Source organism: Microcoleus sp. B7-D4, assembly GCF_036705125.1.
Classification (GTDB): Bacteria; Cyanobacteriota; Cyanobacteriia; order Cyanobacteriales; family Microcoleaceae; genus Microcoleus.
The window spans coordinates 8836-22695 of record NZ_JAUBTT010000116.1 but is presented as its reverse complement, the minus strand read 5'-3'; the positions used below and the strand labels follow the sequence as shown (position 1 = coordinate 22695).

The following is a 13860-nucleotide window of genomic DNA, read 5'->3' as shown; positions in this document are numbered from 1 at the left end:
GTCCCGCCCGTCCAAAAAGGGCGGGCGGGACGCCCATCCCACAAACTTGTGGAAGTTATTTAATTCTCATTCCTAAGCTTGAATCCTTTAGCGGCTAATTGCTGGCGGAGACTCTGAATCATTACGCGATCGAGAGTATTTTCACCACTATTGGTACTAGATTTGCGCTGTTGTTCAATATATGATGTACGCTTTTGAGATAAGTCGCGGATCGTCTTTTTAATCGCTTCTCTTTCGGTTTTCTTTCCAGCTACATATGCTCTTTTTTCTGTTAGCGTCATCCCTCGCATGATTTCTGGTAAACTATCATCTGATATTGCTTCTAGTTTAACTGTTCCGTTTTCGAGGGCATCCAGCAAGTCCCAAGAAGCATTATCATAGTATTCAGAAGCTTTGGACGCACTACGCGAAGCAAAACTTGTGCCAGAATTACTATCTTCAACAGCCTGACGTTGTTGTCCGATTCTTCCTTCTCTACCGTAGGGAATGTAGGTTTGATTAAGTTTAGTATTCCAAGTAGAAATTTCGTCGTCGTAAGGAGACTTAATTACCACAATTTGTTGGTTTTGATTAATGTTGAAGCTACTGCCTTTTGCTAACTCTGCTCCTGATGCCCAAAGTCTTCGCTCCTGACTTTCGGCTGAACCACAGTAGATTGTATTAACGAGGGTATCTCCTTTGACAGCGAGATTGACCGACTGATTCCAAACTATTGGGCCTTGATCGAATGGTTCATTACCCGCAATAAAAATCACGCGAAAATCTTCCTGATTTTTACTCCAGTTTAATTCTTGCATTGCCGAACGAATTACCCAGCCAGCATATTCTTGACCGCCGTTGGTTTTGATACTAAATAGTTTTTCGGAAACTAAATCTAATTCGGGAGTAAATCCAGTTAATAATCTGACAAAACCTTCCTCAGAAGGTAAGCTGTCATTACCATAATGGTACAGAGCAACCTCTAACTCTGGCACTTCGCCATCTTTGGTTACTTTAGTTAAAAAATTAACAATTTGCCAAAGTTGAGTACGAGTCTGGTCAATCAGTCCATCCATGCTATTACTAGAATCTAAAAGGATGGCTATCTGAATTTTTGCTTTGGCGAAAGCTGCTGTGGGAGAACACAAAATACTTAGGGTTAAAGCTGTAGTGAATAAAATTCGAGTTAGTTTCTGCATGGAATTTCCCCTAAGAAATGATTTTTTTCCAATTATAGTCAGTGGGAAATGGATCTAGTCACTGGTGTCAAGTTACTTGTAACAACATTTTACATTTTTCAGAGACGGGCAAGATGTCCGTTCCACAAAAGTTATTAGTAGGGTGTGTCAGCTATGATTATTTTCGGTTTAAACTAAAAATCTAATAGCTGACGCACCACACAAAACTCAAGGTGCGTCAGAATTATATTTTTGGTGATGATTCATAATTTCGCAACTGACGCACCCTACCACTATTCGCAAAAAACTCGGTTTCTGGGCACTCATGAGAAAATATTGGTAAGATGGTAATCATCGATATTGAGACTGGTGATTACGAAATTGACAAAAATGGCTTGCACGCATCAAATAGTGTCAATGAAAGACATCCAAATGCTCGGTTATTTGGAATTCGCATTGGTTACAACGTAGCAGCTTCTCTTGGTGGCGTGATGGATTGGTTTGACATACTCCCCGGCGTAAACGCGCGGGGATTCTTTACGCTTCATTGAGATGTGCCACAAGTGGTCTTACCTTCTCTCTGCGTACATTTAGAGTCGTGGCAATGCCCTATCCCGACTTTTTGTATATTTCTCGCAGCGTTCAAATCTCTATCTTGCTGAGTGCCACAATTAAGGCACACTAGCGAGCGCATAGAGAGGTCTATTTTGCCCCATTTAAACCCGCATTCCGAACACACTTGACTGGTTGGCGAAGAGCGACTAATTACCATGAATTCCCTAGCTAGCTTTTCAGATTTAGCCTCACACAACACCCTAAACTCATACCATCCTTGCTGGCTAATCACTCTTGAGAGCTTGCGGTTTTTGACCATGCCAGACACGTTCAAATCTTCCAAAACAATTACTTGGTTTTCGTTAACTATTTTGGTTGACAGTTTGTGCAAGAAGTCTTTACGGGTATCTGCAATTTGGTTGTGCAATTTGGCTATCTGAATCCGAGTCTTATTTCGGCGTTTAGAGTCTTTGGGTTGCCGTGACAGCTTGCGCTGTAGTTTGCGAATCTTTCGGTCTAACTGTTTGTAGTTTGGACTTTCGGCTGTTTCACCGTTGCTCATTACTGCAAAGGTTTTAATGCCCAGATCGATGCCGATGCTGTGGTTTTTGGCTTCGACAATCTTGGAATTAACCTCTACAACAAAGCTGAGGAAATAGCGGTTAGCGCAATCTTTGATTACGGTTACAGAACTGGGTTCTGACGGCAATTGCCTCGACCAAATCGGCTCGACAATGCCAATTTTAGCCAAATAAACCCCATTTCCTTTGATTGAAAAACCATTGCGCGTCAATCTTGCTGATTGACTATTTGTGCGTTTCTTGAACTTTGGATAGCCAGCCCTACGACCCTTTCTGTTTCCTTTACAGGACTCAAAAAAGTGCTTAAATGCTGTTTCCAAGTCCGAGATCGACTGTTGTAGAGGAATTGCCGAGACTTCCCCCAACCATGCCCTTTCTTCAGTCTTTTTTGCCTGAGTGATTACTGTTTTTTGAAGTTCTGCTGATTTTGGCTTTTTTTCAGATTGCTTGCAGAGGGCAAGAGCGTCGTTCCAGACTACGCGAACGCAGCCAAACAACCGAGCTAGACTCTGCTGTTGTTGGTCGGTCGGGTAAAATCTGTAGCGAAATCTTGCTTTCATGACTTGTGCTAGAATTGGTCTGTTACTCGATTATATATTGGTTTACAGGCTATGACAACTATTTACCGCAAGGAACGCCATTCTGTTACAGAACTTAAAATACACTTGGTCTGCGTGACAAAGTACCGTCGGTCTGTATTTACGGGAGAAAGTCTTGATTTGATTGAAAAAACATTTCGAGAGGTTGCCGAAAAAATGAATTTTCAAGTGCTTGAGTTTAATGGTGAAGACAATCACATTCACGCGCTGATTGAATATCCACCTAAACTTTCAATTTCTCAAATCGTGAACGCATTAAAGGGTGTTTCTAGTCGCAGGTACGGACAAGCTGGACACAAAAAACCTCATAAAGAGGCATTGTGGAGTCCTAGCTATTTTGCTGTTTCTGTAGGGGGTGCGCCTTTAGAAGTCTTAAAGGAGTATATTAGAAATCAAGAAAAGCCGGCCACTGAAGAAGGGGCTTTAGACCCAGTTTTTCGGTAAAATAAAAGTCCGTTTGTTCTAAAACACGTCGGTGATGGATGGTGCTTTCTGTCTCACGCTAATCTAGACGATTTAGAATTCAGATCGTTTCCTCGGAGCAAAATCATCCAATGCTAACCCTAGACCAGCTTATTTCCGAAGCAACTGCCCTACCCGATACCGCCAAGGCTATCCTCCTCGACAAGATCCTAGAAAGCATGACAGAACAGATCGAGATGTTTTGAACTAGGGCGTACAGAAAGCTCAAGACCGCATTGCCGAGATTGATAGTGGCACAGTCCAATCCATTCCAGGCGATGTTGGCTTGGCACAAGTTCGACAATTGCTAGGAAAATGAAAGAGGAGCGTAAATCTCACATCTCCAAGCTCAAATCGATCGAGGTAACTTACGTAAGTTTACCAGATAGTGTCACTTTTTATCGAGTTGTGAGTTGGTATTATTAACTTTTGATTAATGGAGTATTGTGATGATAGCAGCACGAGATAACGATCGGCACTTTACACCAGAAGAGTATTTTAGTTGGGAAGAAAAGCAGCTAGAAAAACACGAACTGATCGATGGTCGGGTTTATGCAATGAGTGGTGGCACCCAAAATCATAGTGCGATTGCTATAAATTTCTTGTTATCGATTAGATCTCATCTGCGGGGAAGTAATTGTAATGTTTTTAACTCAGACTTAAAGGTTAACATTCTTAATACTCCTAACTATACGTATCCAGATGTGAGTGTTACTTGCGATAATCGAGATCGAGAAAATGCTATCTATATTACTTATCCCTGCTTAATTGTGGAGGTTTTATCGGATAGCACCGAAGCTTACGATCGAGGCAAGAAGTTTGAAAAGTATCGCCGCAACCCCAATCTTATCGATTATGTATTAGCAAGTTCTGATGAGGTGGCGATCGATATTTATCATAAAAATGATGCTGGTGAATGGGTGATTTTGAGCTATCGTGAGGGCGAACGGGTTGAGTTTCAAAGTATAAATCTAAGTTTGCCGATCGAGCAATTATATGAGGAAATTATTTTCGATCGACAGCCCTAAATATACGATCCTTACACGTTATATTTTAGAGGCAATTCTGGTAGAGCCATTCGAGCAATAAGATTTTTCAGAGGAGGTAATTTTTGATGAAATTATGTGAGGATTTGGCGATCGGTGAGGTTAATTCCAAAATCTCAAATCTCAAAGCTTAAATCGATAGAGGTAATTTACGTAAGTTTACAAAATCGTGTCACTTTTTCTCATCGGCAGGGCGATCGGGGTGGTTTACTCTTTGAGTTAAGGTTGAGCAGAAGGTGTTCAGATTGTTCAAAGTTAAACCGCAGAGGTTCCGGATAGGTAGATCGGGAAGAGTATTGTACTGCAACTGCGGGACAATTATAAGTTATGCGGATGCCTCAATGACAAATGCCGTACCGGATAATACCCCATGTCAACGATGCTAATCGCAAGTAGACAGTCGATGTGTGACAACTATGTTTGTGAGTCTCTTTAGATAATATGGAAACGGAACCTTCTCCAAGAACTCTTGTTACTGAGTGGGCAAAAAACCATTGGCAGTTACTTGCAGCCTTCGCTGCTGGTGCTTTGCTCGGTGCTGTTGCTGTGCAGCAAGGATATGAAGGTTTTTCGGTTGGGGGAACACAATATGTTCTCATCAAGAAAGCCTCCATCCCAAAGTCTCTGTCCATCCAGGGCCAGTGGTTTTACGAAACAAAAACCAGCGGTGTACCACTGCAGTACGATAATTTGAACTGTATATCGATTCTGGGTACAGCAGATATTTCTCAGGCAGCAGCCTCGAATGAGTTTAGTATAAACAACGCCACGCGGCGAGGATGCATCGATTCTCAGTCCCAAGTAATAAAAACAAATGTTGGCTGGCGTAGCATTAATGCCGCAGTTCTTCCAGATAGCAGAAAGATTATGGTCTCCTTGAACACTGCTGATCCCAACCCTCGCATTGCATATATTGAAGGTGCAATTCCAGCGACCATCAGCGGAGATTCTCCCACTCAGTTCGATGGGACTATGTATTATCTCAATACTCAGAATCAAAGGTACGGTAGTACAACAATTACATTCTGTAAAGAGGGAAGTAAATGTGCTGAAGAGATCGCCCGCAAACTCCAGTAAAAATGAATGGAGCGTCGCTACTATAGCAATCCTAAATCATTTGCATAATTATTGTAGGGGCAATCCCCCCGTGGTTGCCCGATAGATAGGGGGTAGGCACGGGGGCACTACCCCTACAAATGTATCTGAATCATTTAGGATTGCTATAGGAGTTCGAGTCGGTCTTGTACCTGGCAGAAGAGTTACCTGCTCAGTATCTGGGGTTGATTCAAGCGGTCGCCCAGAAGTGGTAACAGCCAACAACAGGTTTTCGCGTTCCTTTCCTTAATTAATACCCTTTCTAAAAACCCCGGTTTCTTCAAGAAACCGGGGTTTTATCTATTCGATCGCCCTCAACCAAACCTACAATTACTACAAGGTCGAAATGCCAGTCAAATCGCTATTTGCTAGTGGATTGCTGGGACTTGCAGCCGGAGTAATTAAGAGGCTTTTGTCATTGGCAGAATTATTAGCAATTGGGGAAATCGCACTACTAGCGATCGTGCCGTTCAAAGGAATAATTGGCTGAGTTTGAGCGCTGGTTAGAGAACCCAACAAGCTGTTAGTGTCGTAGATGAGTATGTCATCATCAGTTTCACTAAAGGTCATCATGGTGGGAATTGCACCGCCATTCAACAAGATATCGTCGGGGATAGTATTGGCCGAAGTTACTGTCAAATTATCTGGATTAGTCGCTGTTGGTAATGGTTGCAAGGTGATATTTGCTGGTGCAGTAGTCGTGGTATTTTGCTGACTAATTGATGCAGTGGTCGTGCTGTTTGGCTGACTCATTACTGTTGCAGTTGTGTTTGATAAGCCAGCGGTAGAACTGTTATCAATCAACTCATCATCCTCACTATCAACAGGTTCGCCAGTTAAAGAATCGACAGGCGAAGGAGTATTGAAAACTCCAGGCAGCGGGGCTCCGGGGGTGATGGAAATAAACCGAGAACTGTCGATCGCACTAAATTGAGTATCTTTCACCCAAGCTAAATGTTCGCCGGTGCCTGCGATGCTAATCAAGGCATCGTTAGTATAATTTTCACCGCCTTGAACGATTTGCAATTGGTCAAAAGTGAGGTCTTGTGTTAGTCCAAAATAATCGCGATCGCCCTGGAAGTAGAATACATGATCGAGTCCCGAACTTGGTGCTAGCACAAATATGTCGGAACTGCTGCCTCCAATCAGCGAATCTTGACCATTTCCGCCCTTGAGCACGTTGTTACCTTCGCCGCCGTAGAGACTGTCATCGCCATCGTTACCGTTAAGGCTGTCGTTGCCGCTGTCACCATTTAAGAAGTCGTTGCCATTACCGCCATCGAGGGTGTCATTACTGCTGCCGCCATCGAGACTGTCATCGCCTTCGTTACCCAAGAGGTTGTCGCTGCCGGCTTCCCCGGTTAGCAAGTCGTTGCCACAACCGCCGTCAAGGGTGTCCTTACCGGCACCTCCCAGCATGGTGTCGTCTTCGCATTCACCGAACATCAAGTCATCGCCGTTGCCTCCTCCCATCAAGTCGTTGCCGCTGCCGCCGGCGAGGGTGTCGTCGCCGGAATCGCCAGTCAGAGTGTCGTCGCCGGAGTCGCCTACAACCAAGTCGTTACTCGCGCCGCCGTCCATCATGTCGGTTTCGTCGCCGCCGTAGAGGGTGTCTTCCCCAACTTCGCCTAACATCGTGTCTTGCCCTTGACTGCCAAACATCAAGTCGTTGCCGGCACCTCCGAAGAGTTTGTCGTCGTCGATACTGCCGTCAATTTTGTCGTTGCCGGCACCTCCTAATAATTGGTCGTTGCCCGTACCGCCGAACAGTTGGTCGTTGCCCGCGCCGCCGTCTATGCTGTCGTAGCCGGAACCGCCGTCGATTTTGTCTTCACCTGCTTCTCCAAAAATCAGGTCGTCGTCTTCGTCGCCCCAAATATTGTCGTTGCCAGCGTTGGCGTTGATGAAGTCGTTGCCGGCCCCGGCCCAAATGTTGTCGTTGCCGTCGTTGCCGAGAATCGAGTCGGCGCCGGAACCACCGTCGATGTTATCCTCTCCGGTTTGTCCGAGGAGGGTGTCGGCTGCATCTCCGCCGTAGATTTGGTCGCTGCCGCGGCCGCCATCAATGAAATCTTGGTCTTCTCGGCCGTAGAGTTCGTCGTCGCCGTCGTTGCCCCACAGGGTGTCATTTCCGGTTCCGGCATCGAGGAAGTCGTTCTCGTCGTTGCCTTCGAGGCTGTCGTTGCCGGCTTGACCTAAAATGCGATCGCGCCCTTCTCCCCCTGCTAAAGTATCGTTGTTAGCGCCGCCGTCGATGTAGTCGTCGCCGCTGTTGCCGTCGGCGATGTCGTTGCCGTCATTTCCGTAAATGCGATCGACTCCTTCGCCTCCAGTTAAGCTATCATCGTCTGCGCCACCTTCTAAGTAGTCGTCGCCAATGTTACCGGAGAGGGTATCTTTGCCGATTTGACCGAAAAGTCGATCGGCCCCTTCGCCACCATCAAGGCTGTCATTGCCCGATTCACCTCGGAGAATGTCGTCTCCGGTTTGTCCTAACAGCGTATCCTCGTTATCGCCACCCCACAGTTGGTCGTTATCGGCATTGCCTTCTAACAAGTCGTTGCCTTGGCGGCCGTATAATTTGTCACTGCCGTCATTGCCGGAGAGAGTATCGTTTTCGGTGCCGCCATCTACGAAATCGTCCTCTGTTCCGCCAGCTAAGGTATCATCGCCACCTTCCCCGTAGAGGCTGTCATTATTTTCGCCACCGTCGAGTTGGTCGTTGCCGAAACCGCCGAACAGGGTATCGCTGCCGGATTCTCCCAGCAAGTTGTCGCTGTCATCGCCTCCCCAAAGAGTGTCGCTATCGTCGCCACCGAGGAGGGTGTCGAGGCCGGATTGACCGTAAATTCGATCGCGCCCTTGATTACCCTGAAGCAAATCATTGCCCAAACCGCCGTCAACAATGTCATCGCCACGGTTGCCGATAACAGTATCATCACCGACTTGTCCGAACAGACTGTCGTTATTATCACCACCGTCGAGAATGTCGTTACCGTCGCCGCCTTCGAGGGTATCGTTTTCAGTACCGCCATTGAGAGTATCGTTGCCGAGTTCCCCAAAAAGTCGGTCTTTTCCTGAGTTGCCTTCCAGGATGTCATCGCCACTGAAGCCGTACAGAGTGTCGTTGTCAGCTTGACCGAGAAGGGTATCGTTACCGTCGCCTGCTAAAAGTGAGTCGTCGCCGAAACCACCTTCTAATAAATCGTTGCCAGCTTCGCCGAACAGGGTATCTTTGCCGTCGCCGCCGTAGAGGGAATCGTTGCCTTCTGCTGCATCGAGGATGTCATTGCCAGATTCCCCAAACAAGTTGTCATCGCCGGCTTTGGCTAATAAAGTGTCATCGCCTTGACCTCCCCAAAGTTGGTCATTGCCACTTCCGGCATCTAAAATGTCTTTCCCGTTTTCGCCGTAGAGGGAATCGTTACCTTCTGCTGCATCGAGGATGTCATCGCCGTTTTCCCCAAACAGGTAGTCATCGCCAGCTTGGGCTGATAAAGTATCGTCGTCTTGACCACCCCAGAGGTAATCGTTGTCTGCGCCAGCATTGAGAAAGTCTTTGCCACTATCGCCGTAAAGGGAATCGTTGCCTTCGGCTGCATCGAGGCTGTCGTTGCCGCCTTCGCCAAACAAGTAGTCATCGCCAGCTTGGGCTGATAAAGTGTCATCGTCTTGACCACCCCAGAGATAGTCGTTGCCAATTCCGGCATCAAGAATGTCTTTGCCGTCTCCACCGTAGAGACTGTCGTTGCCTTCTGCTGCGTTGAGGCTGTCGTTGCCCGCTTCGCCAAACAGTTTGTCGTCGCCGGCTTTGGCGTATAAAGTGTCATCGTCTTGACCACCCCAAAGTTTGTCGTTGCCGATTCCAGCATCGAGAATGTCTTTGCCGTCGCCGCCGTAGAGGTTGTCGTTGCCTTCTGCTGCATCGAGGGTGTCGTCGCCCGCTTCGCCGTAGAGGTTGTCGTCGCCTTCTTTGCCTAGGAGGATGTCGGCATCGTCGCCACCGTAAAGTTGGTCGTTGCCGAGGCCGGCATTTAGGGTGTCTTTGCCGGTGCCGCCGTAGAGATAGTCGTTGCCTGTTCCGGCGTCTAGGGTGTCGTCGCCTGCATCGCCTGCGAGAGTGTCGTTGCCGGCTTCGCCGATAAGAGTGTCTTGGTCGTCGCCGCCGGAGAGTTCGTCGTCGCCGGTGCCACCGTAGATTAGGTCGGTGTCTCCTTCTCCGTAGAGTTTGTCGTTTTCGCCTTCGCCGTAGATGGTGTCTTTGTCTGCGCCGCCGTACACAAAGTCGTCGCCAGCGCCGCCGTAGAGTAAGTCTTTGCCTGTTTCGCCAAAAATGGTGTCGTTGCCGTAGCCGGCGTCTCCGGCAACGGTGTCGTCATCGCTACCGGCGTAGATTAAGTCGTCGGCATCACCACCTCGGATGTAGTCTTGACCCGCTTCACCGTATAGGGTGTCTCGGTCTTGATTGCCGTAGATGCTGTCGCCGCCTTCGCCACCGTAGATTAGGTCGTTGCCGAATTCGCCGTAGAGTTTGTCGTGGCCACCGAGTCCGTAAATGCGATCGTTCCCAGCATCGCCGGTGATAACGTTAACGGTATCGTCGCCGGTAATATTATCGTCATGCCGAGAACCGGCGACGTTTTCAATGTCGGCAATTTTGTCTTGATTTCCCCAACCGTCGGTAGCATCCCCTGTTTGTAAATTGACAGTAACGCCGTTCGGGTCGCGGCGGTAGCTGAGAATGTCGATACCTTCTCCGCCGTAAAATGAGTCATTGCCGGCATTGCCAATTAATAAATCGTTGCCTTCTAATGCCCAAATTCGGTTATCTTTTTCGTTGCCAATTAGGATGTCTTCAAAGCGAGTACCGATGATGTCTTCTAAGTTTCTCAAAGCATCGGTAGTGCCAAAACCGTCTTTGCCAGTACCAGCAGCAATTTCAAAATCCCGTTCGAGTTCCGTGTAATATTCGCTGGGATTAACTGCGGTGACGAATTCTTTGAAACGTTGGTTGGTGTTGTTGTCGTAGTCGCTATTTTCGTCAATATTAACGATAACGCCACTTGGAGAATTGATGTAATTAACGAGATCGACTCCTTCTCCTCCATCAATTAAATCATCGCCGATTTCTCCGATTAACGAGTCATTGCCAGTACCGCCAAATAATTCGTCATTGCCTGCGTTGCCGTTGAGAGTGTCATCGTCGGCTTGGCCTAGAAGTACGTCGTCATCGAAGCCGCCAAACAGGGTATCTTTGCCGTCACCACCATCGATGTAGTCTTGGCCTTGACTGCCGAAAAGGTTGTCTTCCCCTGCTTGTCCGTAAATATCATCGTCGTCGGCCCCGCCATCAATGATGTCTTGGCCGTCGCCGCCTTCTAGCCAGTCATTGTTTTCGTTGCCTTGGATGATGTCGTTGCCGGCTTGTCCGTAAATTCTGTCATCTCCGGTATTGCCGAAAAGCAAGTCTTGGCCGCTGCCACCATCGATGAAATCGTCGTCGGCGTTGCCTTCTACGGTGTCGCTGCCATCTTGTCCGTAGAGGATGTCGTTACCTTCGTTGCCTTGGATGAAGTCGCGGCCGCTGCCACCTTCGGCGTAGTCTTCGCCTTCGTTGCCTTGGATGATATCGTTGCCGGTTTGGCCGTAGAGTTTGTCATCGCCAGTACCTCCAATGAGGATATCGTTGTCGGTACCGCCGTCTAGGATGTCATCGCCGTCTTCACCAAAAAGTTGATCGTTGCCAGTTTGGCCGTAGAGTAAGTCGGCATTTAATCCACCATAAAGTTGGTCTTGGTCTTCGCCACCATATAAAGTGTCGTTTCCGGCTTCTCCTTGTAATAAGTCATCGCCTTGTTCGCCTCGCAAGTCGTCATTTCCAGTGCCGCCATTGAGGGTATCTTTGCCAGTTCCGCCGTAAAGAGAATCGTTGTTTTCTTCTCCTTTTAAGTCATCGTCTCCTTCTTCGCCATAGAGTTTGTCTTCACCTTGGCCGCCGTACAAGGAATCATTTTCGGTTCCGCCGTAGAGAGAGTCGTTGCCATTTTCTCCTCGGAGGTCATCGGCACCTTGTTCGCCGCGAAGTTCGTCTTCACCATCGCCACCGTAGAGGAAATCATTATCTTGACCGCCGTAAAGGGTGTCGTTGCCGTTTTCTCCTCTTAAATCGTCGCTGCCTTCGTCACCTCGGAGGTCGTCATTGTCATCGCCGCCGTAAGCTTTGTCATTATCAGTGCCACCGTAGAATGTATCGTCTCCTTTTTGTCCCCAAAAAAGGTCATTTCCGCCTTGGCCGTAGAAGATATCGCTGTACTCACCGCCAGTCATTTCATCATCAAAATTTGAGCCGCTGATGATTTCGATATTTCCAAGAACATCTTCTGTTCCAAAGCCATCCTGAACTTTGTAAACATCGGAAGCAGCAACTTTATCTGCCAAAACTTTGATTCCGCTTTGACTGGAAGAGTAATCAACAGTATCAATTCCTGAACCACCATCTAAAAAGTCGTAACCAGAAGCACCTATTAGTCGGTCATTTCCATCTTTAGCGCGAATAACATCATTACCTTCGTTACCGCGAAATGTTTCAGAAATTTCGTTCCCCTCTATCCAGTCACCATAGATAGAGCCATCCGTACCAGATGATGAAAGTGGAGAGAAGTAATAACCTTTGGGATTGAAGGTGTTAAAAGAGTTTATTAAATCTTTTCTCACATCTTCTCTTTCTAAATATTTTCCAAGGTTGTGGTCGCCTCCCAAACCCCATATTACTCCACCAACAGACATTATCAACCTTTGTGTCTTAAGAAAATGCTCAAGTTTACTTTGATCGGATTGGGTTCCTCCTAACCGAAGATTCGTAACTGGATCGCCACCATTTTTGTACAGTTCTGAAATTTTAAATCCAGTTGGAGCAGGAGATATATAGTCTGTAGGTGAACCAACTGAAATCACTTTAATTCGATTTTTGTCAGAGCTACTGAGTCCTGACCTTAAAGCATCTTCAACAAAGTAGTTACCTTGAGAATGAGCTACTATAATTAGGGAATGTTCTGGAGCGGAAAGAAAATTAGTCGCATCTCCTACCCACCCCTGACCAATATTTATGCTATTGCTTGCTTTTGAAGGAGCATCGGACATAAATTGAGCAAAAGATTCCAGCAAATCATTAGGTACAGAAGACGAATTAACTGTGTACTGAGGTGGAAAAATGCCCTCATTCTCTAGTGCCTGGTAAAACTGCCCCCAATCCCCATATTTATTAACAAATTTGGCTACTTCACTAGCTTCATAATCGGTAATTTCACTCATTAAAACATGAGAAAAATTTGCCAGATACGTCAAATTTTTAGCATGGATATTGTCCGACCACTCTTGACTGCCAAAATTGACTGTTGCATTCCACTTATCAAGAGCTGGCTGAAAAATAAGCGGAGCTATTTTCTGGTGAAAAATTTTATAGGTATCTAAAAGTTGTCCTAATTGTCCTAGTAGAGAAGAGGATGAAGAGGTTGGATTATAAACAGGTTTGAACTCTCTTAAGTTAGGTTTGAACTCTATTGAGTTTGGATGATTTGTGAGAGTCAGTTTATCATTAGCCTCTTTGCCATTAGCAAAAGCAGATTCAGAAGTCAAAATTCCGTTGATGAATACAACACGAGTTTTGTGAGTTTTGTTGCGTTCATTAATAATCCCCTGATAAGCTGAGTCGAAATCAAAATTAGGAGTAGTAGCCATGATTTTTATCCTCGCGTGGTAGAAGATACAATGTGTTCTGAAAATTGACAAAGTGACTCTATCGACAAGCCCGATCGCACTTCTGCACTTATGCACTTCTGCACTCTCTAGCTGTCGTAGATCCGTCATTTACCCAAACTGAAGTCTCGCGAAGCGCGATCGCACTTCAACTCTGTTGTCGCAATTACCAGTTCAAATGAACTCAATAAATGCAACCGTGGAAATAGACTAAACCAACATCGGAAGAAGCCCTTTCCAATATCCGTTGGGATGTTGGTTCGGATTTCGATCGGGAAGTTACGCGCGATGCGACTTTTGAATAACTCTCAACAAGTGCGATGAACTTCGTAATTTCCCTTCTGTTTATTTATCAGGGTGAGCTCAGTAGTTTTATGCAAAACTCTCAAGTTTTTTTTGATAAAGTTTTGCAAACACTGGTGAAAGTACGGAACAACGGGTGTTTTCGGGATTTAAGGGTGATCGAATCACGCGCTTTCCCACATTCCGGCAGGGAATGAATTCCCCGCCTCATAGCCAAAGTCCTCTGAAAGAGGACTGGTAAATTCTTCAGTCGTCTTCAGACGACTTTCGCTTTGAGGCAGGGGTTTCAACCCCTGCCGGAGTTCGG

At 46.5% G+C, this 13860-nt stretch carries 7 protein-coding genes; 4 read left to right on the top strand and 3 right to left on the bottom strand.

What is annotated here, in order from left to right; genetic code table 11:
- Nucleotides 1-59 precede the first annotated feature (59 nt).
- Nucleotides 60-1178 carry a hypothetical protein gene (locus QUB12_RS32235; RefSeq protein WP_333146920.1) on the bottom strand — a complete coding sequence of 373 codons (1119 nt, stop codon included), beginning with the start codon at nucleotides 1176-1178 and terminating at the stop codon, nucleotides 60-62.
- Nucleotides 1179-1501: 323 nt separating this feature from the next.
- Here QUB12_RS32235 and QUB12_RS32230 point away from each other — a divergent pair, with 323 nt between their 5' ends.
- Nucleotides 1502-1708: a hypothetical protein gene (locus tag QUB12_RS32230; RefSeq protein WP_333146922.1), complete on the top strand. Its 207-nt coding sequence runs from the start codon at nucleotides 1502-1504 to the stop codon at nucleotides 1706-1708.
- Here the strand turns inward: QUB12_RS32230 and QUB12_RS32225 are convergent.
- On the bottom strand, nucleotides 1702-2853 hold the full coding sequence (locus QUB12_RS32225) for a transposase (protein ID WP_333146924.1): 1152 nt from the start codon (nucleotides 2851-2853) through the stop codon (nucleotides 1702-1704). The genes QUB12_RS32230 and QUB12_RS32225 overlap by 7 nt on opposite strands.
- Before the next feature lie 51 nt (nucleotides 2854-2904).
- Between QUB12_RS32225 and tnpA the strand changes: the two genes are divergently transcribed.
- From tnpA to QUB12_RS32210, 3 genes are all read left to right on the top strand, one after another.
- Nucleotides 2905-3336 (top strand): IS200/IS605 family transposase, encoded by a 432-nt coding sequence (gene tnpA / locus QUB12_RS32220; protein ID WP_333146925.1) that lies wholly within the window; start codon nucleotides 2905-2907, stop codon nucleotides 3334-3336.
- 467 nt (nucleotides 3337-3803) lie between these two features.
- A complete protein-coding gene (locus tag QUB12_RS32215) occupies nucleotides 3804-4382 on the top strand; it encodes a Uma2 family endonuclease (protein ID WP_333146927.1) in 579 nt (192 codons plus the stop codon).
- Nucleotides 4383-4841: 459 nt separating this feature from the next.
- Nucleotides 4842-5477, top strand: a complete 636-nt coding sequence (locus QUB12_RS32210) for a hypothetical protein (protein ID WP_333146930.1) — start codon at nucleotides 4842-4844, stop codon at nucleotides 5475-5477.
- A gap of 351 nt (nucleotides 5478-5828) precedes the next feature.
- Here QUB12_RS32210 and QUB12_RS32205 read toward each other — a convergent pair whose 3' ends face one another.
- Nucleotides 5829-13232 (bottom strand): hypothetical protein, encoded by a 7404-nt coding sequence (locus QUB12_RS32205; RefSeq protein WP_333310312.1) that lies wholly within the window; start codon nucleotides 13230-13232, stop codon nucleotides 5829-5831.
- Between the last annotated feature and the right edge of the window lie 628 nt (nucleotides 13233-13860).

Coding starts and splice junctions, on each gene's coding strand:
- QUB12_RS32235 (WP_333146920.1), bottom strand. CDS start 1,178: ATGCAGAAACTAACTCGAATTTTATTCACTACAGCTTTAACCCTAAGT.
- QUB12_RS32230 (WP_333146922.1), top strand. CDS start 1,502: ATGGTAATCATCGATATTGAGACTGGTGATTACGAAATTGACAAAAAT.
- QUB12_RS32225 (WP_333146924.1), bottom strand. CDS start 2,853: ATGAAAGCAAGATTTCGCTACAGATTTTACCCGACCGACCAACAACAG.
- tnpA (WP_333146925.1), top strand. CDS start 2,905: ATGACAACTATTTACCGCAAGGAACGCCATTCTGTTACAGAACTTAAA.
- QUB12_RS32215 (WP_333146927.1), top strand. CDS start 3,804: ATGATAGCAGCACGAGATAACGATCGGCACTTTACACCAGAAGAGTAT.
- QUB12_RS32210 (WP_333146930.1), top strand. CDS start 4,842: ATGGAAACGGAACCTTCTCCAAGAACTCTTGTTACTGAGTGGGCAAAA.
- QUB12_RS32205 (WP_333310312.1), bottom strand. CDS start 13,232: ATGGCTACTACTCCTAATTTTGATTTCGACTCAGCTTATCAGGGGATT.